This is a genomic window from Cupriavidus nantongensis (assembly GCF_001598055.1).
Taxonomy (GTDB): Bacteria; Pseudomonadota; Gammaproteobacteria; order Burkholderiales; family Burkholderiaceae; genus Cupriavidus; species Cupriavidus nantongensis.
This window is the reverse complement of the sequence record NZ_CP014844.1, coordinates 252,726-277,973: the sequence shown is the minus strand read 5'-3', so window position 1 is coordinate 277,973 and position 25,248 is coordinate 252,726. Positions and strand designations below refer to the sequence as shown.

Here is a 25,248-nt window from a genome sequence, read left to right as displayed (position 1 = left end):
GGCGGGTCGGTGCCTGCCGGGTCGTTGTGACAGGGACGGGGAGAGGGCAAGCGCGCGCAGAGCGACGCCGCCTCCCCATGCTGCTGCTTACTGCTGAATCCCCGCCGTCTGCACGATGGTGCGATAGCGCCCGGTCTCGCGCTTGATAAAGCTGCCGAACTGCGCCGGATTGGCGGGCGCCACGTCCACGCCGGCCTCGGCCAGCTTCTTCTTCACGTCCGGCATCGCCAGCACGGCCTGCATCTCGGTGTTCAGGCGCGCCACCACCGGCTGCGGCAGCCTGGCCGGGCCCATCAGGCCGAACCACACGCCCATGTCCACGCCCTTGAGCGCCGGCGTCTCGGCCAGCGCGGGCACGTTCGGCGCCACCGGCGAGCGCTTCGCGCCGGTTACGCCGTAGGCCTGCACGCGGTTGGCCTGGATATGCGGCAGCGCCGACGACAGCACCATCACCGCCAGGTCGATCTGTCCGCCGAGCAGGTCGGTCGCCATGGCGGAAGCGCCCTTGTACGGCACGTGCGTGATCTCGACCTTCCCCTGCTGCTTGATCAGCTCGCCCGCCAGGTTCAGCGGCGTGCCGACACCGGACGAGGCATACGACAGCTGGCCCGGCTGGGCCTTGGCCAGCGTGATCAGCTCGGCCGCGTTCTTGGCCGGCAGGCCGGGCTTGCCGACCAGCACCATCGGCTGGGTGCCGACAAAGGTCACCGGCGCCAGGTCCTTCTCGCCGTCGTAGCGCACCGCCGGGTTGGTCAGGCGCGCGATCGAGACTTCACTGCCCGAGCCCATCAGCAGCGTGTAGCCATCGGCTTCGGCCTTGACCACCTTGGCCGCGCCGATGGTGCCGCCGGCGCCACCCAGGTTTTCGATCACCACGCTCTGGCCCAGGCGCTTGCCCAGCTCCGGGGCGATAGTGCGGGCCACCAGGTCGACGCTGCCGCCGGCGGTGTAGCCGACCACCAGCGTGATCGGCTTGGTGGGCCAGGCGGCGGTGGCGGCGGCGGCGCTGGAAACGGCACCGGCAGAGGCGGCAAGGCAGAGTGCGGCAGCGGCCGCGCGCAGGGTGGTCTTCATGGTATTGGCTCGGGGTCCCGGAATCATGGTTGTGGACCGATGTTAGAAGCGCGCGACCGCGGCGGCGTGCGGCTTTGGCAACCGCGGTTGCCGATTCGGCAATGGCGCCAATGTCAGCGCAGGGACGCTTCAGCGCGGCGCCTGCACCGCCGCCTGCCAGAACGCCTCGGCCAGCGGCCGCATCGGCGCGCGCGGGCGGTACAGGCGGATGTCGAGCGCGAGGTCGCCGCCGTCGCCACCTTCGTCCTCGCGCGGGGCGGCGATGGCACGCACCAGCCGGCCGTCGCGCAGGTCGTCGGCAATCAGACGCGCCGGCAGCCAGGCCAGGCCCATGCGCTGGCGCACCATCTCGTGCACCGACTCGGCAAAGTCGCTGACCGCGATCACGTCCAGGCGCGGCGCCAGCTTGCGGCGCGCGATCTCCTGGTTGACCATGCGGCCCAGCGTCAGGGTCTCGGCGTAGGCGATCATCGGCACCGGCCTGGCCGCGGTCTTGCCGGCGGTCTTGCCCGCGGTTTTGCCCGTCCCGAGCCGGTGCAGCGGCGCGCCGCGCGCGTCGGCGGCGCTGACGCACACCAGCCGCTCCACGCCGGCCAGGTGGAACTGGTAGCGCGCGTCGTCTAGCATCACCGGCAGGTCGGGCGGGCTGTAGCACAGCAGGAAGTCGGCATCGCCCTCGGCGAACATCGCCAGCGCGTCGTGCATCGGGAAGGTCGACAGGCGGGTGCGGAAGCCGGCCGCCGCGGGGTCATGGCGCAGCGCCTCGCGCAGGCCCGCCAGCCACGCCGGCACCATCGAGCGCGCCAGCGTCTTGCCGGTGGCGATGGTCACGGTGCTGGCGTCGGCGCGATGCGCGGCGCGCAGCGCCAGGCGGGTGTCGTCAAGCGTGCGCAGCGCGCTCTGCGCGGCTTCCAGGAACTGGCGCCCCTCGGCGGTCAGCCGCACCGGGAAGGCGCTGCGGTCGATCAGCGGCGCGCCGGCCCAGACCTCCAGCGCCTGCATGCGCCGGCCGAAGGCGGGCGGGGTCACGTTGCGCAGCTCGGCGGCGCGCGCGAGGCTGCCGGCCTGGGCCAGGCAGACGAAGTCTTCGAGCCAGCGGATATGCATGGGAAACAGGCGCTCGGGTGGCGGGGACAGGGGCAATGCCTTCATTATCGGCAAAACCCGCCGCGACTTTGCCTGCCGCGTTCCTCGGTTAGAATTTTTGGCATGACACTGACCCGGCGCCGCCAACCCTCGTCTTCGCCCCGCACGGGGTCCGCCGCAGCCGGACCGCCGCCCGCCCCGGAATACACCATCGACGAACTGGCGCGCGTGGCCGGCACCACGGTGCGCAACGTGCGCTCGTACCAGGACCGCGGCCTGATCGATCCGCCGCAGCGGCGCGGGCGCGTCGGCATCTACACCCAGGCGCACCTGGGGCGGCTCAAGCTGATCCACCACCTGCTGGCTCGCGGCTACACGCTGGCCAATATCACCGAGCTGCTCAAGGCCATCGTCGAAGGGCACGACCTGCGCTCGATCCTGGGGCTGGAAACCGCCATCAGCAGCCCGTGGACCAACGAGACCCCGCGCCACTATTCCTACCTGGCGCTGGCGCGGCTGTTCGGCCGCGCGATCTCGCGCCCGGCGCTGGCCAAGGCGATCTCGCTGGGACTGCTGGAACCGGACGGGCTCGGCTACCTGGCGCGCAGCCCGCGTGCGCTGGCCGCGGGCGCCGAAATCGCGCACGCGGGCTTTGCGCTGGAAGACGTGCTGGAGATCATCGCGCAGTCGCGCGGGCATTTCCAGGCGGTGTCGGACCAGATCGTCGCCACCGTGGTGCGCGAGCTGGACCGCTTCGGCGAGGGCAAGCTGCCGCCGCCGCAGGACGTGCCGCGACTGGTCGACATCCTGTGGCGCATCCGCCCGCTGGCGCTGGTGATGGCGGAGACGGAGATGATGCGGGCGCTGGAGATCTCGGCCAACAAGTACCTGGGGGACCGGGTGGCGGCGATCATCGAGCATCTGCATGATGAGGAGGGCGGGGGCGGCGGGAAGCCTTAGCGCGCCGATGGTTTGCTCCCCTCTCCCGCGCGCGGGAGAGGGGCCGGGGGAGAGGGCAGGCGCTGGCATACCGCAGCCTTGAACTTCGTGGGGACACCGGCCCTCTCCCCCACCCCTCTCCCGCAAGCGGGAGAGGGGAGCTACGCCGTCAGCTTGTGAAGCGCCTCAGCTCTTGTCCAGCTCTCCTCCGCGCCTATACCGCAACCATGTCGAAATCCGCTTTCGCCATGCCGCAGTCCGGGCAGCTCCATTCCGGCGGGACCGCGCCCCACGGTGTGCCGGGCGCGATGCCGTGCTCGGGCATGCCGAGCGCTTCTTCATAGACGAATCCACAGATCCGGCATTGCCAGATGGTCATGCCGTCCCCCGCAGCGAGGGTGCGCGCGTGGAAACGCCGGCGGCGCGCGCGGTGTCTTCGATCTCCCGCACCAGCGGATCGATGCGCGCCAGCTCGGCACGGTTGTCGTCGTCCCACGGATGGAAGCCGGGACGGAAATAGCTGAGCCACTCCGGGATCATGCGCGGCAGCGCGCCGGGCGATGCCCACAAAAAGCGCAGCGCGGTGCCAAACCCGCTCAGCTTGTTGCGGCAGCCCTTGTCGCCCATCACCAGCGCGATATGGAACACGAACACCATGGCCCAGAACGTCACCGTGGTGGTCAGCATGGTGAAGGTGCGCACGAAGTAGCGGTACGGGCCGGGCTTCATCACCGTGTTCCAGACGTCGTAGGCCACCGCCTTGTGCTCGGTCTCTTCCAGCGCGTGCCAGGTCCACACCTGCCGGTAGCCGGCCTGCGAGCTGGCGCCCAGGTGGCGCGGGTCCTTCAGCACGCCGTCGGCCAGCATCGCGGTGTAGTGTTCCAGCGCGATGGTATGCGCCAGTTGCCATGACTTGGGCAGGATCTTGCGCAGCAGGTCCAGCAGCCACCACACCGCGCGGTCCAGCGCCGCGGCGGGCAGGCCGGCGTCGTCCATCAGCCGGTTGTAGAGGATGTGCTCGCGCGTGTGCATCGCCTCCTGCCCGATAAAGCCGGCGATGGCGCGGCTCAGCTCCGGGTCCTGTACCTGGTCGCGGTAGTTGCGCACGCTGTCCATGAAAAAACGTTCCCCGGCGGGGAAGAAGATCGACAGCGTGTTGAGGAAATGGGTGACGTGGCGGCCCCGCTCGTGCCAGTCGCTGATGCGCTCCGGCGGCAGGTGGGGATGCACGTCGCGGCGGACTGGCATCATGGCGGTCTCCTTGGATGGCAAGCTCATCGCGCTAAAAAGGGCAGCAGGTCTGCGGCCACGCGTTGCGGGTCTTCTTCCATCGGCACGTGGCCCAGCCCCGCATAGCGGCGCAGCAGCGCGCCGGGGATGCGCTCGGCGAAGGCCTGCGCGTGTGCGGTCGGGATCCAGCGGTCGCGCTCGCCCCACAGCACCAGCGTGGGTGCGCGCACGCTGCCGAGCAGGTGGGTGTCGAGCTGGGCGAAGTCGAGCTTCGGCACCATCTTGCCGACAGCCTCGCGGCTGCCTTCGGCATAGAAGAAGTCGACGTAGCGACGGAAGGTGGCTTCGGGCACGCGAGACGCATCGCCGTAGACGTCGCGCGTGGCGGCGCGGATGATGAACTCGGGCAGCAGCCACGGTGCCGACCAGCGCACCGGCGCATGGCGGAACAGGTCGATATAGATCGGCAGCTTCATCGGGAAGCCGGCGGCGTCGATCAGCACCAGCTTGTCGACCGCGCCCGGCCGGCGCACCGCGAGGTCCCACGCGATCAGCCCGCCCAGCGAATTGCCGATGACGCTGGCGCGGCGCACGTCCACCGCGGCGAGGAAGGCATCGATGAAGTCGCGGTAGCGGTGCACGTCCATGGTCTCGATGCGCCCGCGCGCATCGCGCAGCGGCCCGGTCAGCCCGAACGGCGCCAGGTCCAGCCGCAGCACGCGATAGCGTTGCGCCAGCGCCGGCACCAGCCCCTGCCACGTATGCAGCGACGCGCCGAAGCCATGGATCAGCACCAGGGTCTCGCCGTCGGCGGGACCTTCGTCGGTGTAGTGCACCATCGCATCGAGCACGCGCACCCAGCGCGAGGCAGGCAGCGCATGGCGCTGCGCCAGCGTCGCGCGCGACAGGCTGAACAGGCCCACGCGGCCCTGCCCGAACCAGCGCGTCAGCGCGCCCGGCGGCGCCAGCAGCGCCGCGTCGGCTTCCATTGCAAGGCGGTTCACGGGCGCTCTCCCTGGCCCACCGAAGCGGGCGCCACCACGTTGCCGAGATCGCGCTTGCGGCGCGTCTCGCGCACCACCAGCGACTGGTAGGCGGCCGGCAGCAGCCGCGCCATGGCGTCGGCGGCATAGGCGTCGGGCCCGATCAGCACGCGCCGGCGGTTGCGCCGCACGCCTTCCAGGATCACGCGCGCAGCCTTGTCGGGCGAGGTGATGAAGAACTTCTCGAATTCGTCCTTGCCATGCTGCGCGTCGCGCACCAGGAAGCCATTGACGCTGGCCGAGACCCGGCTGGCCTGCGCGATATTGGTCTTGATGCCGCCGGGGTGCACGGTGGTGGCCGACACGCCGCAGTCCATCAGGTCCAGTTCCTGCCGCAGCGATTCGGTGAAGCCGCGCACCGCGTACTTGCTGGCGTTGTAGGCGCCCATGCCGGGCTGGGCGAAGATGCCGAAGATGCTCGAGGTGTTGACCACATGGCCGTCGCCGCTGGCCTTCAGGTACGGCAGGAAGGCCTTGGTGCCGTAGACGACGCCCCAGAAGTTGATGCCGATGATCCATTCCAGGTCGTCGTAGTTCATGCCCTCGACCGTGCTCGACAGCGCCACGCCGGCGTTGTTGAAGATCAGGTTGACGCGGCCGTGCGCGTCGGCGGCGGCCGCGGCCCACGCGTAGACCGCGGCACGATCGGCCACGTCCACGGTGTGCTGCGTGATGCGGGCATGCGGCGCCGCGCCCATCGCCTGCGCCACGGTCTGCGCCAGTCCGGCCTCGTTACGGTCCGACAGCGCCAATTGGCAGCCCTCGCGCGCCAGTGCCAGCGCCAGCGCGCGGCCGATGCCCGAGCCGGCGCCGGTGATCGCGGCAACCTTGTTGCGGAAGTCCTTCATGTCCGGTCTCCTTCCGGTGTGTGTCGTTGTTCTTGATGTAAGCGTGGGAAAGGCGCGTGCCTCATGCACCGGCGGCGCTGGCGATGTCCGCTACCGGCTGCGGCGCGGCCTCGTCCGGCACGGCGCGGCGCACCGGGTACAGGTCGTAGTCGGTCATGCGGAAGCTGGCGGTGGCGCGGCGGAACTGCCAGGTAAAGCCCGGCCACAGCGTGGTGTTGCGGCCGCTGCGCGGGTCGATGTACCAGCTGGCGCAGCCGCCGGCGGACCAGATCGCATGGCCCAGGCGCGCCTGCAGCCGTTGGTTGAAGCGGCGCTGCACCGGCTCGCGCACGTCCACCGCCTGTACGCCGTCGCGGCGCATCTGGCGCAGCGCGTCGGCGATATAGGCCACCTGCGACTCGATCATGAACACCATCGAGCTATGGCCCAGGCCGGTGTTGGGGCCGACCACGAAGAACAGGTTGGGAAAGCCCGACACCGTGGTGCCCAGGTAGGCCTGTGCGCCGTCGCGCCACGCATCGACCAGGTCGACGCCGCCGATGCCGGCGATCACGCCGCGCGGCAGCGGGTCGGTGGCGTGGAAGCCGGTGCCGAGGATGATGCAGTCCGCCGGCCGGCGCGTGCCGTCGCGCAGCACCACCGCGTCGCGCTCGACCCGTGCGATGCCGGTGGTGACCACGTCGACGTTGTCACGCGTCAGCGCCGGGTAATAGTCGTTGGAGATCAGCACGCGCTTGCAGCCGATGGTGTAGTCCGGCGTCAGCGCCGCGCGCAGCGCCGGGTCGCGCACCTGCCGCGCCAGATGGCGGCGCGCGACGCGCTCGACCACCTTCATGATCTTCGGATGCAGCACGAAGCCCAGCACGCGCGACTCCAGCATCCAGTAGATACCGGTGCGCACCAGCGTCTGCGTGAACGGCAGGCGGCGGAACAGCCAGCGCTCGGCGGCGCTGACCTCGCGGTCGGGCTTGGGCATGATCCACGGCGGGGTGCGCTGGTACAGGTCCAGCTGCGCCACCTGCGGCGCGATCTGCGGCACAAACTGGATCGCACTGGCGCCGGTGCCGATCACGGCCACGCGCTTGCCGCCCAGCGCATAGGCGTGGTTCCAGTGCTGCGAGTGGAAGCATTCGCCCTCGAATGTATCCAGCCCCGGGATGTCGGGATACGACGGCCGGCTCAGCCCGCCCATGCCCGACACCAGCACGCGCGCCCGCACCACCTTGCCGTCGGCCATCTGCAGCCGCCACAGGTGCGCGGACTCGTCCCAGGCGGCGTGGCGCAGCTCATGGTGCAGCCGCAGGTGCTGGCGCAGGCCGAAGCGGTCGGTGCAGTCCTCCAGGTAGGCGCGGATTTCCGGCTGGGTCGAGAACATGCGCGACCAGTCCGGGTTGGGCGCGAAGGAAAACGAATACAGGTGCGACTGCACGTCGCAGGCGCAGCCGGGGTAGTGGTTGTCGCGCCAGGTGCCGCCGACCGAGCCGGCTTTCTCGAACACCAGGAAATCGCGCTCGCCGCGCTCGCGCAGCCGGATCGCCATGCCCAGGCCGGCAAAGCCGCTGCCGATGATGGCGATGTCGGTGTGCTCGGGGGCAGGGGGTGCCTGTGGTGGCCACTGCGGCGACAACGCCGGCGGCAACTCCGCGGGTGCATTCATGCGCGCTCCTCACCTTTACGACAGTGTTTATTGTGACATTGATGGATGTCATCGTAGGAAGCGCGGCCGGGGTGGTCAATGCCGTGAATCGAAGGATGGTTCTAATTTTGGTGGTTTGCCAGCGGCGCCTGGCGCACATCAAACGGCGACAGAAGGCGGCATCGCGCCTTGCAACGGCGATGGCCGCGTGCGTTTGAAACCGCAGGATTTTTTCGCAGCTTCGTCGATGACGAAGGCGTGCCCGCAACAAACGGGCTTTAGGAAGTCCGGCCCCTGCGCCAGCCCTGCGGCGTTTCACCGGTCCAGCGCTTGAACGCGTGGGTGAAGGCGCTCTGTTCGGAATAGCCGAGCCGCATCGCGCATTGCGCCAGGCTCAGGCCGGGTTCGGCCAGGTACTGTCGGGCCAGTGCCTGCCGCACGTTATCCACAAGCTGTGAATAACTGATGCCCTGCGCCTGCAGCCGGCGCTGCAGCGTGCGCACCGGCAGGCCCAGGTGCGCGGCGACGTCGGCGATCGGCACCTCGCCCTGCGGCAGCCGCGCGCGGATGCAGGCACGCGCCTGCGCCAGCGCGTCGGCGCCCGCGGGCACGATCTGCTGCAGCTGTGAATCGGCGATGCGCGTCATCTGCGCCTGCATGCCGGCATCGGCCTGCAGCGATGGCAGGTCCAGCAAGGCGCGGTCGATATGCATGGCATGGCGCGCGGCATTGAAGACGACGGGACAGCCGAACACCTCGGCATGCAAACGGGTATCGGCGGGAGCGGCGTGCGGGAATTCGACCTGCGTCGCCACATGCTGGCTGCCGATCAGCCAGCGCGCGAACACCACCCAGGTGGCCATATGCAGCTCGTGCGCATGGCGCGACAGCGGCCCATGCCGCGCTTGCCACGTCATGCATGCGGACTGCGGCGTTTCGATCAGGCGCGTGCCGCCGATATCGTTGGCCAGCACTTCATAGCGAATGCCCTGCAGGATGGCGTCGCGCACGGTGGGCGTGGTCAGCACCACGTAGCCCATCTCGGCATAGTGGCGCGGCGCGAAGGCGGCGCCGGCGCGCAGGCCGACATCGGCATCGCCGGTGGCCTGCTCGAGCCAGTCCAGCAGCGCGAGATAGGCCGTGCCGGCAATGCGCGTGGCGGTCTGCGCCTGCGCCCCCGCGTCCAGCACCTCCGGCGGCACGCCGACGGCGCGCAGCTGCTCAGCCGGGGCAATGCCCTGGCGCTCGCCGTGGTCGAGCACGGCGCGCAGGTAAGCGAGCGAGACGGTGCCGGATGTGGTGCCCGATGTGGTGCCAGCTTGCGTACCACCGGCACTGGCACCGCCATCGGGCGGAGTGGCGCGTGGCATCAAATCACCTGTCATGCGGGATCAAGACCGGGCACCGATCTTTATCCAAACTCCGGCTAGCGTCAATGCGGGCCTGCCCGCCCAGCACAGCGAAGACAAGAACCCGACGCAAGGAGACCCGATGCGCCCCAACCCTCATCACCGCCGCGCGGTGGCCGATGCCGATGCCGACGCCGAAGCGCTGCACGCGCTGACGCGGCGCGGCTTCCTCAAGGTGGGCCTTGGCTTCTCGGCCGCGCTGGCGTGTACCGCGCTGGTGCCGTCGCTGGCCGGCTGCTCATCCGCCGATCCCGCCCCGCAGGCGGGCATGTCGTTTCTGCTTCCGGACGACGTGGCGATGTTCCACGCGCTGCTGCCGGCCATCGTCACCGAACTGGCCGAAGCGCCGCCGCCACGCCAGGCCGCGCTGGCGCACGACGCGCTGCTCAATATCGACGCCACCTGCGCGGCCATGGGCGCGGGCGCGCAGGCCGAGCTGCGCAAGCTGTTTGGCCTGCTGGCCAGCACCCCGCTGCGCTGGGCGCTGGCCGGCATCCGCCAGCACTGGAGCGCCGCCACGCCGGCGCAGGCGCAGGCCTTCCTGGCGCGCTGGCGCGCCAGCCGCCTGGCCACGCTCAATGCCGGCGCGCTGGTGCTGGTCAAGCTCACCAGCGTGGGCTATTACGCGCTGCCGGCCGCGTGGGCCGGCAGCGGCTATCCCGGCCCCAACGCGGCCGTCTACCGGGCGCTGCACGCCTGATCCCGCCATGGCCATCGACAATCTCTACGATGCCGGCATCGCCGCCGGCTGGAAAGTCTTCGACGCCAGCACCTTCACCGCCACGCGCACGCTCGATGCCGACGTCGTCATCGTCGGCAGCGGCGCGGGCGGCGGCATCAGCGCCGAGGCCCTCAGCCGCGCCGGCCTGCGCGTGGTGCTGCTGGAAGAAGGCGCGCTGCGCACCTCGGACAGCTTCCGCGACATGGACGAGAACCGCGCCTACCGCGAGCTGTACCAGGAGGCCGCGGCGCGCACCACCGCCGACGGCGCCATCGCCATCCTGCAGGGCCGCGCGGTCGGCGGCAGCACCACGGTCAACTGGTCGTCGAGCTTCCGCACGCCGCCGCAGACGCTGGCGCACTGGGCCTCGCACCACGCCGTCACCGGCCACGGCGAGGCCGAGATGGCGCCATGGTTCGACAAGATCGAGGCGCGCCTGGGCATCGCCCCGTGGGCGATGGCGCCCAACCCCAACAACGACGTGCTGCGGCGCGGCTGCGAGACGCTGGGCTGGGAATGGCACGTAATCCCGCGCAACGTGAAGGGCTGCTGGAACTCGGGCTATTGCGGCTTCGGCTGCCCGGTCAATGCCAAGCAATCGATGCTGGTGTCGACCATTCCCGCGGCGCTGGCCAGCGGCGCAACGCTGGTGCATCGCGTGCGCGTGCGCACGCTGGACCATGACGGCAAGCGGGTGCGCTCGGTCACCGGCGAAGCGCTGGGCGCCGACGGCTATACGCCTACTGGCGTCAGCGTGGTCGTGCGCGCCCGGCACGTGGTCGCCGCCGGCGGCGCCATCAACACGCCGGCGCTGCTGCTGCGCTCGCGCGTGCCGGACCCGCATCAGCGGCTGGGCGTAAGGACATTTATCCATCCGGTGAATATCAGCATCGCAAAGATGCCAGAGCGCATTGATCCCTATTATGGCGCGCCGCAGTCTGTCGCCTCGGACCACTTCCAGTGGCAGCACGGCGCGACCGGGCCGATGGGCTACAAGCTGGAGGTGCCGCCGATGTTCCCCGGCATCAGCGCGGGCGTGGTCAACGGCGTGGGCGAGGCGCTGCGCCGCGACATGGCGCAGCTGCCGCATACCAACGCGATGCTGGCGCTGCTGCGCGACGGCTTCGTGCCGGACAGTCCGGGCGGGCAGGTGCGGCTGGCGCCCGACGGCAGCCCGCTGCTCGATTACGAATTGACGGACTACGCCTGGGACGGCGTGCGGCGCGCGTGGCTGAGCATGGCGCAGGCGCAGTTCGCCGCCGGCGCCGAACGCGTGCGGCCTGCGCACGTGGACGCCGCCGAATACCGCAGCTGGCCCGAAGCCCGCGAGGCCATCGCGCGGCTGCCGCTCAAGCCGTTCCGCACCGCGCTGTTCACCGCGCACCTGATGGGCGGCTGCGGCATGAGCGACGACCCGCGCGGCGGCGTGGTCGACAGCCGCGGCCGCCACCACCAGCTGGCCAACCTGTCTGTGTTCGACGGCTCGGTGTTCCCGACCAGCGTGGGCGCCAATCCGCAACTGTCGGTGTTCGCGCTGAGCGCGCAGAACGCCGACGCGCTGGCGCAAAGCCTCACGTCATGATGGATTCGCGCATGGCGGGCAATCCCGGCTTGTCTGGCTGCGCAGCCATGCGGCCAGCGTGCCCCTTGCATGACGCGGCGGACAATGCCGTGCGCTTGCGCACAAAACACCGGTTTTTAGAATGTCCATTCCAATTCAGGTCTTGTGAAACGCCCGAAGCCGTGGATAGGCTTCGTACAGCTGTTTCAAGCATCCGTATGCCGTCAGAGCAGGGAGCGGACAGCGCATCAAATTGCACAGGGGTTTATCGCGGTACAGAAGAGAGAAGCGCCCCCATGAAGACCGGCAAAAGCTCGGCAGGAGACACCAAGGCCCGGATTCTCGACGCCACGGAAAAGCTGTTCACCGAGGTCGGCTACGAAGCCACCTCGCTCAGGCAGGTCACGTCGCGCGCCATCGTCAACCTGGCCGCCGTGAACTACCACTTCCGCAGCAAGGACATCATGATGCACGCCGTGCTGAGCCGGCGCCTGGACCCGCTCAACGCGCGGCGCCTGGCACTGCTCGATGCGTGCGAAGCGCGCTGGCCGGGCCACGCCATCCGCTGCGAACACGTGATGGGCGCGCTGTTCGTGCCCGCGCTGCAGATGGCGCGCGACCCGGCGGTGGGCGGGCCGTCGTTCCTGCGGCTGCTGGGGCGCGTGTATTCGGATACCTCGCCCTTTATCCAGCAATACCTGCTGGAGCACTATGCGCCGGTGTACGGCCGCTTCTTCGATGCCTTCGCGCGCGCCATTCCGGCGCTGCCGCGGCACGAGCTGGGCTGGCGCCTGCAGTTCGCGCTCAAGGCACTGGCCGGCGTGCTCGCCGGCGAAGAACTGGCGAGCCTGCTGCCCGCGTTTACGCAGGGCCGGCAGCTGAGCGATGCGCACGTGCTGGCCCAGCTCACCGCGATGGTCGAGGCCGTGCTGAACGTGGCGCAGCCCGGCGCGGACCAGCTCTCGGCGCTGCAATCGGTGTTCGAGCTGGGCGAGGATCAGCAGCACAGCGGGCGCGCAGCCAGCAGTCCCGCCAACGACCCGGATGCCAGCGTGGCCGCGATCGCGGCTACCGTGGGCGACGCGGCCAGCCATGCCGCCGCCGCCCTCGGCAAGGCCCGCACCAGCGCCCGCATCGTGCGCAATGCGGGCACCAAGCGTGCCGCCGTGACCAGCGTGCCGGTGCGCGCGCGCGAGCACACCGTGAGCTTTCCCAGCAACCCACTGGATGACTGGATGCGAATGCGCTCCAGGACATAGCGGCACGCGCCGCCGCCGGTTACCGCCGGCATGGCGCTGCCGCGCTCGCGCAACCTGAACCGTCGATCCACCCAGCGAGGCCGCGCCGCGGCCTTGTGGAGCCGTGCGCCCGGTGCATGCCCGCGGACGCTGCGGTGACCCTGTCCGCTTTGCCCGTCTTGAGGAGGAAGCTGCCGTGTCCATCCATCCGCCGATCCAACCATCCAATCGATCATCGATCAAACTGCGCCGCCTTGCCGCCATCACCGGCGCCGTCATCGGCCTGCTGGCCGCGCCGCTGGGGTATCCGCCCGTGGCCATGGCCCAGCCGGCCAGCGCTGCCGCAGCGACAGGTACGGCCTATGACGGCCTGCCCTCGGCGCAGCAGGCCGCGCTGTTCTCGCGCCAGGTCGCCAGCGGAGAGCTCGCGCGGCTGTCCGATGCGCAGGTCTTGGCCGTGTTCCAGGCGCTGCAGCCCGATGCGCTGCTGAAATGGGCACGCGCCGAGATGAACCGCTATCCCGAGTACGAGTACTGGATGTCGCGCCAGGAACGGCTCAACGGCCAGTGGCAGGAGCAGCCCGCCAAGATGCAGATCCGCTACCGCCATGCGCCGCGCCAGCTCTATGCGAAGTGGCTGCCGGGCGGGGCGCAGGCGGGCCAGGAAATCCTCTATGACGAGACCCGCCGCAAGGACGAGATGTACGGCCACCTGGGCGGCGTGCTGGGCTTTACCTCGATGTGGATCGCGCTCGATGGTTCGCTGGCGCGTTCGCAGTCCAACCATACCGTGCGCGACCTGGGCTTCCAGTACGTGCTGTCGATGCTCGAGCGCGACGCGAAATCGCTGCGCGCCGCCGGGCTGTCCGAGAAATACGGCAAGGCCGAGATCGTGCAGGAGCAGGGCGTGCGCATGGTGGCGCTGACCTGGGACCTGCCGGCCGGCGCGCCGCAGTACTACGCCAAGCGGGTGCAGCTGATGCTGGACCTGAAGCATCCGTATATCCGCGTCGAAACCGCGTGGGACGCCGACGGCAACATGGTCGAGAAGATCGTGTTCGACAAGCTGGTGCGCAAGACCTTCGAGGCCTCGGCGTTCGACCCGGCCAATCCCGAATATCGCTTCTGACGCGGCACAGGCCACACCCGGCCGCGCCCGGCCGCGCCCGTTTGGAACGGCCGCTCTATTGACGCTGAAACCCGCGCGCGGCGACAGTCGCCGCACACGACAGGATCCGGACGCAGAGCCGGACGACCGATCCGGCAACAGGGGTCGCAGGAAAAAACAGGAGACAGGCAATGACCATGTCGAGGCTTTGGCGCAGCACTTTGGTTGTGACAGGGGTGAGCGTTGCCGCGGCGCTGGCTGGCTGCGGCGGTGGCGGCGGCGGCGATGACGACGCGCCGCGCGCCGGCACGCAGGCGCCGCCGCAGTGCGCGGACACCGGCACGTGCCCGGCGCAGGGGCCGGTCACCATCGGCGGCCCGCCCGGATCGCTGTGCCCGGCGGCGCTGGACTACGGCACCACCTTCACCGGCGGCTCCGGCGCGGGCGAACTGGTCAGGCTGCGCTTCGATACCGCGGCGCGCACGTATGAGCTGGAGATCATCGAGTCGCCGGTGCCGAAGCAGCCCGGCAGCGTCAGCCCGACGCGCGCGGGCGTGACCTTCACCGGCACCTTCGCCAACCTGACCTCGCTGCCCACCGCCGAGCAGAACCGCTGCGCGGTGGCGCTGCAGACCGCCACGGCATCGGACGGCGTCTCGCAGGCGAATATCGACAGCGCCAAACCGCCGGTGATCTTCCTCGGCAACGGCGTCGCCGGCGGCGGCATCCCGGGCGCCACCATCTCCTATCCGGGCGTGCTTGGACTCGGCGCGATCCCGGCGACGACGTTCCCGTTCTATCCGGTGCTGGCGTTCGCGCAGACCGAGACCAACTTCACCCGTGTGGCCGGCACCTACAACCTGCTGGGCTACCATCAGGTGCCGTCCGGCGGCACGCTAACCGCCTCGAGCCACTTCACGCCCGCCACCGCGCAGGCCACCGAGACGCTCAACGCCGACGGCAGCTGCACCACGGCGAGCGGCAGCTGCGTCAGCACCGGCAACAACTGGAAGCTGCGCAGCGCCGACGGCGCATTCGAAAGCAGCAATGCCGACGGCAGCCGCCGCTATCCGTCGTTCCACAACCAGGCCATCACCGCCAACAACGCCAGCCGCGCCAAGGGGCTGATGGTGGTGGGCAAGCTCGATGGCGCGCTGGTGCCGCTGCTGGTGCGCACCGGCTATGCGCAGATCTCGCTGCTGCCGCTGACGGTCAATGTCGACGATGAATCGGGGCTGGCACTGATGGCGCCGGCGACGATGCTCGCCAGCGGCCGGCTCGACGGCGGCTATATCGGCTCGGGCAGCGACTTTGCCTACACCGCGTCGCTGGTCAAGGGCGCGCGCGTCGACCTGCTCGACCCGATGACGATGAACCAGACCGGCGGCTTCCAGCTCGATTTCACGCAGGCGGCGGCGGGCATGTTGAACACCACCGACAACAGCGGCACCACCGGCGCGCTGATCGCCAGCGGCCGTGTGTTCAGCCACTTGTCAGGCAGCGGCGGTGCGAATCCGACCTTCCGTGTCGGCGTGCTTGCGGCGCCCTGATTGCAGCACAGACAAAACAACGAGGAGACAACCATGCAGCCCCAACGAAACCACCTGCCGCGTGCGCCGCGCCCATCGACCGTGCCGGCGCGCGCGCTGGCCGCGGCCGCCACCGCCATGCTTGCCGCCTGCGGCGGTGGCGGCGGCGGTGACGACGCCCCGGCCACGCCCAGTGCCGCGCAGACACGCCTGTGCCCGGCCTCGCTCGACTACAACACCACCTTCACCGGCGGCACCGGCTCGGGCGAACTGGTCAAGGTGCAGATCGACACCACGCGCATGACCTGGCAGGTGACCTTCCTCGATTCCTCGGTGCCGCGCCAGACCGGCACCGTGCAGCCCACGCGCAGCGATCCCACCAATGACCTGAACGTGATGCGCGGCACGCTCAAGGCCGAGACCGGCCTGCCCACCGAGAAGCTGAACCAGTGCGCGTTCGAGCTGAGCGGCGCCAGCCTCGATCCCGACCGACCGGCCAAGCTCTTCGTCGGCGAAGGCGTGGCGGGCGGCACCATCCCCGGCGCGCGCATCCAGTTCAACGGCGTGCTCGGCGCCGGGGCGGTGCCCGATACCACCTTCCCGTATTTCCAGTTCATCGGCTTCGCGCAGACCGAGACCGACCTGTCGAAGATCGCCGGCCAATACAACGGCACCGGCTTCCACGAGGTGCCGTCCAAGCAGTTCCAGGTGGTGGCGCAGGACTACCGCATGGCGCTCGCCGCCGACGGCTCGTTCACGGTCTGCGACAACGCCACCAACACCTGCGAGCGCAAGGGCAACAACTTCGTGCCGCAGCCCAGCGGCGCGCTGCTGTCGACCAACTACAAGGCCGAGAGCCAGCCGGCCACGCTCGGCAGCACACTGGGCAAGGCCTACCTGATCGTCGGCAAGCTGCGCGGCCAGCTGGTGCCGATCATGATCCGCGTGGGCTATGCCAACGACTCGCTCGCCAACGGGCCCCTCGGCGCCGACGACGAGATCGGCATCGGCATGATGGCGCCCGCGGTGGCGGTCACCGAGGGCACGGTCAATGGCGAATACGTCGGTGTCGACAGCAACTTCAACTACCGCGTGACGGCGCTGGTGGGTGCCGCCGCAACCATGATGGACCCGTTCCGGCCGTCCGATGCGTCGCTGGCGATCCCGTACCGGCTCGACTTCTCGCAGCAGGTGCCGGGCGTGGTCCGCACCTCGCGCCGCGAGGCGCCGGCGGGCTCGGCGCCGACCGGCAAGCTGATGTTCACCGGCGGCGTGTTCGGCTTCCTCGAGCAGCGCGACAACGGCCCGTACTTCACCGTCGGCGCGTTCGTGCAATAAGCCGGCCCAGGCCCGGGGCCATCGCAGCCCCGGCGCCTCCATCGATACATCAACAGTGACTTCACTGCCCGGGGACACAACATGAAGACCTTGCACCTGACGCTTGCGCTGGTGCTGGCCGCGCTGGCCAGCATCGCCCTGCCTGCCCACGCCCAGAAGAAGGGCGACAACGTGGTTTCGGCCGGCTGGTTCCATATCCGGACCCACGGCCAGAGCGACCCGCTCACCACCTCGCTGCTGGACGTGCCGATCAACTACCCGCTCGGGCTGCCGTCGAGCTTCACCGCGCCGGGCAGCAGCATCTCGTCGTCCAACGCCAACACGCTGGGGCTGACCTTCAGCCACTTCGTCACCGACCATATCGCCATCACCGCGGTGGGCGGCATCCCGCCCGAGTTCAAGCTCTATGGCCACGGCGAGCTGATCCCGCCCGGCCCGGCCGGCGCGCTCGGCCGCCAGAGCCTGGGCGACCCGGCGCTGAACCCGATCATCACCAAGGCGCGCCAGTGGAGCCCGGCGGCGATGGTGCAGTACCACTTCCTGGAGCCGGGCACGCGCTTCCGGCCGTTCCTGGGGCTCGGGGTCTCGTACAACTTCTTTACCAACATCGAAGTCAACCCGGCCTTCGCCAGCTCGGTCAACAACAACCTCGGCGCGATCCTGGCCGCGGGCGCGGGCATTCCGGGAGCGACTTCGGTCAGTGCCGACGCGTCGTCGTCGTGGGCGCCGGTGTTCAATATCGGCGGGACCTATAACTTCGACGAGCATTGGGGGCTGACGGCGGCGGTGACCTACATCCCGCTGAAGACCACGTCGACGATGACGATCAAGGCGGCCAATGGCACGGTGCTGTCGACGTCGAAGACGAAGCTGGAGCCGAATCCGCTGGTGTTTTTTGTGGCGGCTTCGTACAAGTTCTGAGGGCGAAAAAAAAACCAGTGGCGAAACCACTGGCTTTATCGCATGGACCGCTGCCGGTGTACTCCCTCTCCCGCTTGCGGGAGAGGGTTGGGGTGAGGGCGGGAGCCTCCACGAAGTAAGGGCCGTCGCAATTGCCAGCGCCAGGCCCTCACCCCCCGGCCCCTCTCCCGCAAGCGGGAGAGGGGAGCAAACCCTCGGCAAGCGATACGGCGCTACTGCCTTACTGCGTCACCGTTCCTTGCCCAGCCGGCGCCTGCTGCGCCACCGCGCTGCTCTCCTGCAACCCGCCGCCCAGCGACCGGTACAGATCGATCGCATTGTTCAGCCGCAGCTGCCGCGCCTGGATCAGCGCCTGCTCGGCGGTGAACAGCTGGCGCTGCGCGTCGAGCTCGTCCAGGTAGCTGGCCACGCCGCTGCGGAAGCGCAGGCGCGACAGCTCGTAGCGCGCGGCCTCGGCGTTGCGCACCTGCTCCTGGCCCGCGACCTGGTCTTCCAGCGTGCCGCGCGCCACCAGCGCGTCCGCCACTTCCGCGAAGGCCGTCTGGATGGTCTTCTCGTAGTTGGCGACCTGGATGTTCTTGCGCACGTTGGCCAGGTCCAGGTTGGACAGGTTGCGGCCGAAGTCGAAGATCGGCAGCACCAGCTGCGGCGCGAACGTCCACGCGTGCGTGCCCCCGTCGAACAGCCCCGAGAAGCTGGGGCTGATGGTGCCGGCGCTGCTGGTCAGCGTGATGCGCGGGAAGAACGCCGCGCGCGCGGCGCCGATATTGGCGTTGGCCGACAGCAGCTGCTGCTCGGCCTGGCGGATATCGGGACGCTGCTCGAGCAGGTCCGACGGCAGCCCCGGCGGGATATCGCTGATGATGCGCTCGTCCGACAGGCGCATCGGCTCGGGCAGGTTCTCGATGGTGCCGATGGGCTTGCCCACCAGCACTTCGAGCGCGTTGTGCGCCTGCGCGCGCTGGCGTGCCAGCTGCGCCGCGGCGACGCGGGCCTGCGCCACCAGCGACTCGTTGTCGCGCAGGTCCAGCGCCGAGGTGGCGCCGGCCTCGAAGCGCTGCCTGGCCAGGCCATAGGTGCTTTCGCGCGCCTTCAGCGTGTCGCGGGCAATCTCGTACTGCTCGGCGTAGGAACGTTCTGCCAGGTAAGCCTTGGCCACTTCCGACACCAGCGAGATCTGCGCCGAGCGGCGCGCCTCTTCGGTGGCAAAGTACTGCGCCAGCGCGGCGTTGGACAGGCTGCGCACGCGGCCGAAGAAGTCCAGCTCGTACGCGCTGATGCCCACGCCCACCTGGTAGGTGCTGCCGGTGAAGTCCGTGCCGGTGATCGACTGCGACGCCGGCGTGCGGCCGCGCGTGAACGCGGCGGTGCCGTTCACCGTGGGCAGCAGGTCGGCGCGCTGCACCTGGTACAGCGCGCGCGCTTCCTCGATGCGCAGCGCCGCGGTGCGCAGGTCGCGGTTGTTTTCCAGCGAGGTCGCGATCAGCGCCTGCAGGCGCGGGTCGCGGAAGAACTCGCGCCAGCCGATGTCGGCGGCGCGGCGGGTTTCGCCGCTCTTCACCTCGGCCGTGGCGTAGCCCTCGGGCGCGGTCGGGAAGCTGTCTGCCACCGGCGGGGCAGGGCGGTCATAGTGGGGTGCCAGCGTGCACCCCGTCAGAACGCCGGCCACCAGCAGCAGTGTGGTCAGAGTCTTGGTCATGTTCAGATTTCCTCCTGGGGGTCGTGCCACTTCTGGTCCAGCATGCGCTGGCGGGCACTGCCCTTGAAGCGCTTGCGCACCACCACGAAGAACACCGGCACCAGGAAGATCGCCAGCACCGTGGCCGTGATCATCCCGCCCATCACGCCGGTACCGATGGCGCGCTGGCTGCCCGAGCCCGCGCCGGTGGCGATCGCCAGCGGCAGCACGCCCAGGATGAACGCCATCGACGTCATCAGGATCGGGCGGAAGCGCAGATGCACCGCTTCCAGCGTGGCTTCGATCAGGCCCTTGCCCTGCGCCTGCAGGTCCTTGGCGAATTCCACGATCAGGATGGCGTTCTTCGCCGACAGGCCGATGGTGGCGATCAGGCCCACCTTGAAGTACACGTCGTTGGGCATGCCGCGCAGCGTCACGCCCAGCAGCGCGCCGAGCACGCCCAGCGGCACCACCAGCAGCACCGAGAACGGGATCGACCAGCTTTCATACAGCGCGGCCAGGCACAGGAACACGATGATCAGCGACAGCGTGTACAGGATCGGTTCCTGCGAGCCGGCCAGGCGTTCTTCGTACGACTGTCCGGACCACTCGAAGCCGAAGCCCGGCGGCAGCTTGGCGAAGTTCTCCTCCATCACGCGCATGGCTTCGCCGGTACTGCGGCCCGGCGCGGCCTGGCCCGCCAGCTTCACCGCCGGCATGCCGTTGTAGCGCTCCAGGCGCGGCGAGCCCATCACCCACTTCGAGGTCGCGAACGCCGCGAACGCCACCATGTCGCCGTTACTGTTGCGCACGCGCAGCTTGGTCAGGTCGTCCGGCAGCCGGCGGTCGGCGCCGTCGGCCTGCACGATCACCTTGCGCACGCGGCCTTCATAGATGAAGTCGTTGACGTAGTTGGAGCCGAACGCGATCGACAGCGTCGAGTTGATGCTGGCCACCGAGACCCCGAGCGCCTTGGCCTTCTCGCGGTCGATGTCGATCTGCAGCTGCGGCGCATCTTCCTGGCCTTCGGGTCGCACGCCCATCAGCACCGGGCTCTGCGCGGCCATGCCGAGCATCATGTTGCGCGCTTCCATCAGCTTGGCGTGGCCCTGGCCGGTGCGGTCCTGCAGGCGGAAGTCGAAGCCCGAGGAGTTGCCCAGCTCGGAAATCGCCGGCGGATTGAGCGGGAAGATGATCGCGTCCTTGATGAACGACAGCGCGCCGAAGGCACGGCCGACCAGCGCCTGCGCGGTCTCGCCCTCGCCGGTACGCTCCTTCCAGTCCTTCAGGCGCACGAACGCGATACCGCCGTTCTGGCCGCGGCCGAAGAACGAGAAGCCCGCCACCGTGATCATCTGGTCCACCACCTTGCTTTCCTTCTGCAGGTAGTAATCCTCGATCTGCTTGAGCACGCCGATGGTACGGTCCTGGGTCGCGCCGTTGGGCAGCTGCACCACGGTGATCATGTAGCCCTGGTCTTCATCGGGCAGGAACGACGACGGCAGGCGCTTGAACAGCACCACCACGCCAGCGATGATCAGCGCGTAGATGATCAGGTAGCGGCCGGTGCGCTTGAGGATGCGCGCGACCACGCCCTGGTAGCCGGTCGACGCGGTGGCGAAGGTGCGGTTGAACCAGCCGAAGAAACCCTTCTTCTCGTGGTGGTGGCCCGCTTCCACCGGCTTGAGCAGCGTCGCGCACAGCGCCGGGGTCAGCGTCAGCGCCAGCAGCGCCGAGAACGCCATCGAGGCGATCAGCGACAGCGAGAACTGGCGGTAGATGTTGCCCACCGAGCCCGAGAAGAACGCCATCGGGATAAACACCGCGGTCAGCACCAGCGTGATGCCGACGATGGCGCCGGTGATCTGGCCCATGGCCTTGCGCGTTGCTTCGCGCGGCGACAGGCCTTCCTCGCTCATGATGCGCTCGACGTTCTCGACCACCACGATGGCATCGTCCACCAGGATACCGATGGCCAGCACCATGCCGAACATGGTCAGCACATTGATCGAGAAGCCGAATGCCAGCAGCGCGCCGAACGTACCCAGCAGCGCGATCGGCACCACCAGCGTCGGGATGATGGTGGCGCGGAAGTTCTGCAGGAACAGGTACATCACCAGGAACACCAGCACCACGGCTTCGAGCAGGGTCTTGATCACTTCCTCGATCGAGATCTTGACGAAGGCCGAGGTGTCGTACGGTACCGAGTACTCGTAGTCCGCCGGGAAGTTCTTCGACAGCTCTTCCATCTTGGCGCGCACCGCGGTGGCGGTGGCGAGCGCATTGCCGGTCGGGGCCAGCTTGATGGCGATGGCCGCCGACGGCTTGCCGTTGGTGCGGGCCTGGGTCGAGTAGTCGGCGCCGCCCAGCTCCACGCGGCCGACGTCCTTGATGCGCACCGACGACCCGTCCGGGTTGGTACGCAGCAGGATGTTGCCGAACTGCTCCGGCGTGGTCAGCCGGCTTTCGGTGGTGACGGTGGCATTGAGCTCGGTGCCCTTGGGCGAGGGCGTGCCGCCCAGCTCGCCCACGGCGACCTGGATGTTCTGCTCGCCCACCGCGGCGGTGACGTCGGTCGGGGTCAGGTTGAAGCCGGTCAGCTTGGCCGGGTCCAGCCAGATCCGCATCGCGTACTCGGTGCCGAACAGGTCGGCCTGGCCCACGCCGGGAACGCGGCGGATCGAGTCGATCACCTGCGCCGAGACGTAGTTGCCGAGCTGGATCGCGCTGGCCGTGCCGGACTTGGACGACACCGTCAGGAACATCATGTAGTTGTTCCCGGCCTTGTCGACGCGCACGCCCTGCTGGCGCACTTCGGCCGGCAGGCGCGCTTCCACGCGCTTGAGGCGGTTCTGCACCTCGACCGAGTTCAGGTCGACGTTCGAGCCCGGCGCAAACGCGATGGTGATGCTGGCCAGGCCGGACGACTCGCTGGTCGAGCTGTAGTAGAGCAGGTTGGGGGCGCCGTTAAGCTCCTGCTCGATCACCGAAGTGACGGAATCCTCCAGCGTCTTGGCCGACGCACCCGGGTAGGTGGCGGTGACCGAGATCGTCGGCGGGGCGATGTTCGGATATTGCGCGATCGGCAGCTGCAGGATCGACAATATGCCGCCCAGCACGATGATCAGCGCGAGCACCCACGCGAACACCGGCCGGTCGATAAAAAACTTGGCCATAAGACTGGCTCCCTCTTTGTCTAGCCCTGTGTGCCGCGGCGGCTGGCGTCAGCCGCCGCGGCCCGGCGGTGTTCAGCCTTGCTTGCCCTCGGCCTTCACCTCCTGCTTCGCCTCGGCCTTGGGCGCCGAAGCGGGAGCGGGAGCGGCGGAAGCCGCGGCCGGGGTCGCGGCCGGTGCCGAGGCGCCGGCCTGCACGAACGGCACGGCCTTGGCGGGCGCGCCCACCTTGACCTTCTGCAGGCCCTCGACGATCACCTTCTCGCCGTCCTTGAGGCCTTCGGTGACGATCCAGCGGTCACCGATCGCCTGCGGCGCCTTGACCGGCACCGCGGCGACGTTGCCGTCGGCGCCCACCACCATCACGCTGGCGCCCTGGGCGCCGCGGATCAGCGCGCGCTGCGGCACGGTCAGCGCGTTCTCGTCCACGCCCTGCTCGATCTTCACGCGCACGAAGGTGCCCGACAGCAGCTCGCGGTTCGGGTTGGGGAACTGCGCGCGCAGCGTGATCGCGCCGGTGGTCGGGTCGACCGTCATGTCCGAGAACAGCAGCTTGCCGGTGTGCGCATACTCGCGGCCGTCCTCGACGAACAGGTGCACGTTGGCACCGCCGTTGACGCCCTTGACCGCACCGGACTCGATCGCGCGGCGCAGGCGCGTGACTTCGGAGGCCGGCTGGGTAAAGGTGACCCACATCGGGTCGACCTGCTCGACCAGCGCCAGCTTGGTCGCCTCGCCCTTGCCCACCAGCGCGCCCTCGGTCACCAGCGCGCGGCCGGCGCGGCCGCTGATCGGCGCGGTCACGGTGGTGTAGCCCAGGTTGATCTGGGCGGTGCGCACCGCGGCCTTGGCCGACGCCACGTCGGCATTGGCCTGGCCGGCGGCGGCGACGGCGTCGTCGTACTCCTGCTTGCTGACCGCGTTGACCGCCACCAGCGGCTTGTAGCGGTCGGCCTTCAGGCGCGCCGACACGGCGTTGGCTTCGGCGCGCTGCAGCGCGGCCTGGGCCGAGGCCAGCTCGGCCTGGTAGGGCGCGGGGTCGATGCGGAACATGACCTGGCCGGCCTTGACTTCGCCGCCTTCGGTGTAGTTGCGCGACAGCACGATGCCTTCGACGCGGGCGCGCACTTCGGCGGTGCGTACGCCTTCCAGGCGGCCCGGCAGTTCATTGACGACAGCGACCGGCGACGGCGTCACGGTGACCACGCCCACTTCAGGCGGCGGCGGGGCGCCGCCCTCGGCCTTCTTGTCGCCGCAGGCGGACAGCGCCACGGCCGACAGGGCCGCTAGTGCACAGGCTGCAACGCGACTGATACGTTGGGACTTCCTCATCGATAACCCCATGATGGCAATTTGAGATCCGCCGTGGCGCCCCGCCGTGTCATCGGACAAACGGGAACGACATGGCGCGCCGCAAGGCTTTGCGGCGGGCAAAAGCGTGATGCTAGCCACAAATCACGGCGTCGCGGTGACGATTGCGACGAACGGTGGCTTTTATGTAACGACTGGATAAATTGACCGGCTGGCCTGCAGCAGGATTGCCCGCCGTGCTGGGTAGGTCACAGTGGGCGGCTGGCCGAATGCCGGGCAAGCGCGTATTATATATACATTCAAGCATGTATGTTAAGTTGATGTTGCGAAAGGGCCTTTCGGCGCACAACCTGCGCGAAAAGGCACGCCAAGGCGCAAGACCCTGCCGCTCCATCGATCGGATCGGTACGAAATGCGTCCAAACCGCCCCAGATCCCGGCGCAAACCGCCGGCTCGGGTTAGGATGCGCGCCGTCGTGTCGGCTCGCAAGCTTGGCAATGCCCGGCATGTGATGACAACGACCCGCCGCGGGCCCCGGCCAGCGGCATGTGCGGCTGCCGTGGCAGCCGCATCAGGGAGAAAACCAACCAGGCCCGGCCATGCGCGCCCGATCGCGCCATGCCGCCGGCACCAGAGACAATCATGGTCAGACGCACCAAGGAAGAGGCGCTCGAAACGCGCCACCGGATACTCGACGCGGCCGAAGCCGTGTTCCACGCCCGCGGCGTGGCACGCCCGTCGCTGGCCGACATTGCCGAGGCGGCGGGCGTGACCCGCGGCGCGATCTACTGGCACTTCAAGAACAAGAGCGATGTGTTCGCCGCCATGTGCGACCGCGTCCACCTGCCGGTGGAAGCGCTGATCGAGCCGGAGCGGCTGGCGCGCCAGGAAGACCCGCTCGGCGGCATCCGCGACATCTGCGCCTACGTGATGCGCCAGACCGTGATCAACCCGCGCTGGCGCCGGGTCTTCGAGATCATCTTCCACAAGTGCGAAATGGTGCAGGACAACGGCGCCATCTTCGAGCGCCAGCGCCAGTCGCACCAGGAAGGCCTGGTCAAGATGCGCGAACACCTGCGCCTGGCGCTGGAGCGCGGCCAGCTGCCCGCCGACCTGGACCTGGACCTGGCCGTCAACGCTTTCCATGCCGCGGTGGGCGGGGTGCTGGCGCACTGGCTGTTCTCGCCGCAGGACTTCAACCTCGACGCCAATGCCGAGCGCCTGTCCGACGCCTTCATCGATACCCTGAAGTTTTCCCCGGCGCTGCGCCATGGCTACGTGCCGCGCCCGATGGCCGAGCTGGACCAGGAGCTGTCCACGCTGTGCCGGCAGGCCTGCGCCGCGCAGAACGGCGGCCTCGATACCCCGGACCTGGTGCCCTGAGACACGCCGCGACGGTTCGCGG

The 25,248-nt window shown here is 69.2% G+C and carries 20 protein-coding genes; 9 read left to right on the top strand and 11 right to left on the bottom strand.

What is annotated here, in order from left to right:
- Positions 1-87 precede the first annotated feature (87 nt).
- Positions 88-1,074, bottom strand: a complete 987-nt coding sequence (locus A2G96_RS01190; protein WP_062796021.1) for a Bug family tripartite tricarboxylate transporter substrate binding protein — start codon at positions 1,072-1,074, stop codon at positions 88-90.
- Positions 1,075-1,203: 129 nt separating this feature from the next.
- Positions 1,204-2,181 carry a LysR family transcriptional regulator gene (locus A2G96_RS01185; protein WP_062801996.1) on the bottom strand — a complete coding sequence of 326 codons (978 nt, stop codon included), beginning with the start codon at positions 2,179-2,181 and terminating at the stop codon, positions 1,204-1,206.
- 102 nt (positions 2,182-2,283) lie between these two features.
- Here A2G96_RS01185 and A2G96_RS01180 point away from each other — a divergent pair, with 102 nt between their 5' ends.
- Positions 2,284-3,120 (top strand): MerR family transcriptional regulator, encoded by an 837-nt coding sequence (locus tag A2G96_RS01180; RefSeq protein WP_062796019.1) that lies wholly within the window; start codon positions 2,284-2,286, stop codon positions 3,118-3,120.
- A gap of 193 nt (positions 3,121-3,313) precedes the next feature.
- On the opposite strand, the gene A2G96_RS01175 is transcribed toward A2G96_RS01180, so the two are convergent.
- The 6 genes from A2G96_RS01175 to A2G96_RS01150 form a co-directional block, all read right to left on the bottom strand.
- On the bottom strand, positions 3,314-3,478 hold the full coding sequence (locus tag A2G96_RS01175) for a rubredoxin (RefSeq protein ID WP_062796017.1): 165 nt from the start codon (positions 3,476-3,478) through the stop codon (positions 3,314-3,316).
- A complete protein-coding gene (locus A2G96_RS01170) occupies positions 3,475-4,350 on the bottom strand; it encodes a metal-dependent hydrolase (protein ID WP_062796015.1) in 876 nt (291 codons plus the stop codon). Before A2G96_RS01170 ends, A2G96_RS01175 begins: the two co-directional genes overlap by 4 nt.
- Positions 4,351-4,373: 23 nt before the next feature.
- Positions 4,374-5,333: an alpha/beta fold hydrolase gene (locus A2G96_RS01165; protein WP_062796013.1), complete on the bottom strand. Its 960-nt coding sequence runs from the start codon at positions 5,331-5,333 to the stop codon at positions 4,374-4,376.
- Complete coding sequence (locus tag A2G96_RS01160; protein WP_062796011.1) at positions 5,330-6,220, bottom strand: SDR family NAD(P)-dependent oxidoreductase; 891 nt, start codon at positions 6,218-6,220, stop codon at positions 5,330-5,332. Before A2G96_RS01160 ends, A2G96_RS01165 begins: the two co-directional genes overlap by 4 nt.
- A gap of 61 nt (positions 6,221-6,281) precedes the next feature.
- Positions 6,282-7,877 (bottom strand): flavin-containing monooxygenase, encoded by a 1,596-nt coding sequence (locus A2G96_RS01155; protein ID WP_062796009.1) that lies wholly within the window; start codon positions 7,875-7,877, stop codon positions 6,282-6,284.
- A 257-nt stretch (positions 7,878-8,134) separates the two neighbouring features.
- Positions 8,135-9,226 carry an AraC family transcriptional regulator gene (locus A2G96_RS01150; protein ID WP_062801995.1) on the bottom strand — a complete coding sequence of 364 codons (1,092 nt, stop codon included), beginning with the start codon at positions 9,224-9,226 and terminating at the stop codon, positions 8,135-8,137.
- A 121-nt stretch (positions 9,227-9,347) separates the two neighbouring features.
- Here A2G96_RS01150 and A2G96_RS01145 point away from each other — a divergent pair, with 121 nt between their 5' ends.
- From A2G96_RS01145 to A2G96_RS01115, 7 genes are all read left to right on the top strand, one after another.
- On the top strand, positions 9,348-9,965 hold the full coding sequence (locus A2G96_RS01145) for a hypothetical protein (protein WP_062796007.1): 618 nt from the start codon (positions 9,348-9,350) through the stop codon (positions 9,963-9,965).
- Between the two features lie 7 nt (positions 9,966-9,972).
- The gene (locus tag A2G96_RS01140; protein ID WP_062796005.1) at positions 9,973-11,568 is read left to right on the top strand and encodes a GMC family oxidoreductase; all 1,596 of its coding nucleotides are present in this window, start codon (positions 9,973-9,975) and stop codon (positions 11,566-11,568) included.
- 275 nt (positions 11,569-11,843) lie between these two features.
- Complete coding sequence (locus tag A2G96_RS01135; RefSeq protein WP_062796003.1) at positions 11,844-12,806, top strand: TetR/AcrR family transcriptional regulator; 963 nt, start codon at positions 11,844-11,846, stop codon at positions 12,804-12,806.
- Between the two features lie 175 nt (positions 12,807-12,981).
- On the top strand, positions 12,982-13,914 hold the full coding sequence (locus tag A2G96_RS01130) for a DUF1571 domain-containing protein (RefSeq protein WP_082818811.1): 933 nt from the start codon (positions 12,982-12,984) through the stop codon (positions 13,912-13,914).
- 170 nt (positions 13,915-14,084) lie between these two features.
- On the top strand, positions 14,085-15,443 hold the full coding sequence (locus A2G96_RS01125; RefSeq protein WP_062796001.1) for a DUF2957 domain-containing protein: 1,359 nt from the start codon (positions 14,085-14,087) through the stop codon (positions 15,441-15,443).
- 33 nt (positions 15,444-15,476) lie between these two features.
- Entirely contained in the window at positions 15,477-16,760 is a 1,284-nt protein-coding gene (locus A2G96_RS01120; protein WP_062795999.1) for a DUF2957 domain-containing protein, read from the top strand.
- Positions 16,761-16,841: 81 nt separating this feature from the next.
- Complete coding sequence (locus A2G96_RS01115) at positions 16,842-17,681, top strand: OmpW/AlkL family protein (RefSeq protein ID WP_062795997.1); 840 nt, start codon at positions 16,842-16,844, stop codon at positions 17,679-17,681.
- 220 nt (positions 17,682-17,901) lie between these two features.
- On the opposite strand, the gene A2G96_RS01110 is transcribed toward A2G96_RS01115, so the two are convergent.
- From A2G96_RS01110 to A2G96_RS01100, 3 genes are all read right to left on the bottom strand, one after another.
- Positions 17,902-19,380, bottom strand: a complete 1,479-nt coding sequence (locus tag A2G96_RS01110) for an efflux transporter outer membrane subunit (RefSeq protein ID WP_062795995.1) — start codon at positions 19,378-19,380, stop codon at positions 17,902-17,904.
- Between the two features lie 2 nt (positions 19,381-19,382).
- Entirely contained in the window at positions 19,383-22,535 is a 3,153-nt protein-coding gene (locus A2G96_RS01105; RefSeq protein ID WP_062795993.1) for an efflux RND transporter permease subunit, read from the bottom strand.
- 72 nt (positions 22,536-22,607) lie between these two features.
- A complete protein-coding gene (locus A2G96_RS01100; RefSeq protein WP_062795991.1) occupies positions 22,608-23,864 on the bottom strand; it encodes an efflux RND transporter periplasmic adaptor subunit in 1,257 nt (418 codons plus the stop codon).
- 621 nt (positions 23,865-24,485) lie between these two features.
- Between A2G96_RS01100 and A2G96_RS01095 the strand changes: the two genes are divergently transcribed.
- A complete protein-coding gene (locus A2G96_RS01095; protein ID WP_062795989.1) occupies positions 24,486-25,226 on the top strand; it encodes a TetR family transcriptional regulator in 741 nt (246 codons plus the stop codon).
- Positions 25,227-25,248: the final 22 nt, after the last annotated feature.

Excerpts from the sequence above, each read along its gene's own strand:
- A2G96_RS01190 (WP_062796021.1), bottom strand. The coding sequence starts at position 1,074 with ATGAAGACCACCCTGCGCGCGGCCGCTGCCGCACTCTGCCTTGCCGCC.
- A2G96_RS01185 (WP_062801996.1), bottom strand. The coding sequence starts at position 2,181 with ATGCATATCCGCTGGCTCGAAGACTTCGTCTGCCTGGCCCAGGCCGGC.
- A2G96_RS01180 (WP_062796019.1), top strand. The coding sequence starts at position 2,284 with ATGACACTGACCCGGCGCCGCCAACCCTCGTCTTCGCCCCGCACGGGG.
- A2G96_RS01175 (WP_062796017.1), bottom strand. The coding sequence starts at position 3,478 with ATGACCATCTGGCAATGCCGGATCTGTGGATTCGTCTATGAAGAAGCG.
- A2G96_RS01170 (WP_062796015.1), bottom strand. The coding sequence starts at position 4,350 with ATGATGCCAGTCCGCCGCGACGTGCATCCCCACCTGCCGCCGGAGCGC.
- A2G96_RS01160 (WP_062796011.1), bottom strand. The coding sequence starts at position 6,220 with ATGAAGGACTTCCGCAACAAGGTTGCCGCGATCACCGGCGCCGGCTCG.
- A2G96_RS01155 (WP_062796009.1), bottom strand. The coding sequence starts at position 7,877 with ATGAATGCACCCGCGGAGTTGCCGCCGGCGTTGTCGCCGCAGTGGCCA.
- A2G96_RS01150 (WP_062801995.1), bottom strand. The coding sequence starts at position 9,226 with ATGCCACGCGCCACTCCGCCCGATGGCGGTGCCAGTGCCGGTGGTACG.
- A2G96_RS01145 (WP_062796007.1), top strand. The coding sequence starts at position 9,348 with ATGCGCCCCAACCCTCATCACCGCCGCGCGGTGGCCGATGCCGATGCC.
- A2G96_RS01140 (WP_062796005.1), top strand. The coding sequence starts at position 9,973 with ATGGCCATCGACAATCTCTACGATGCCGGCATCGCCGCCGGCTGGAAA.
- A2G96_RS01135 (WP_062796003.1), top strand. The coding sequence starts at position 11,844 with ATGAAGACCGGCAAAAGCTCGGCAGGAGACACCAAGGCCCGGATTCTC.
- A2G96_RS01125 (WP_062796001.1), top strand. The coding sequence starts at position 14,085 with ATGACCATGTCGAGGCTTTGGCGCAGCACTTTGGTTGTGACAGGGGTG.
- A2G96_RS01120 (WP_062795999.1), top strand. The coding sequence starts at position 15,477 with ATGCAGCCCCAACGAAACCACCTGCCGCGTGCGCCGCGCCCATCGACC.
- A2G96_RS01115 (WP_062795997.1), top strand. The coding sequence starts at position 16,842 with ATGAAGACCTTGCACCTGACGCTTGCGCTGGTGCTGGCCGCGCTGGCC.
- A2G96_RS01110 (WP_062795995.1), bottom strand. The coding sequence starts at position 19,380 with ATGACCAAGACTCTGACCACACTGCTGCTGGTGGCCGGCGTTCTGACG.
- A2G96_RS01105 (WP_062795993.1), bottom strand. The coding sequence starts at position 22,535 with ATGGCCAAGTTTTTTATCGACCGGCCGGTGTTCGCGTGGGTGCTCGCG.
- A2G96_RS01100 (WP_062795991.1), bottom strand. The coding sequence starts at position 23,864 with ATGAGGAAGTCCCAACGTATCAGTCGCGTTGCAGCCTGTGCACTAGCG.
- A2G96_RS01095 (WP_062795989.1), top strand. The coding sequence starts at position 24,486 with ATGGTCAGACGCACCAAGGAAGAGGCGCTCGAAACGCGCCACCGGATA.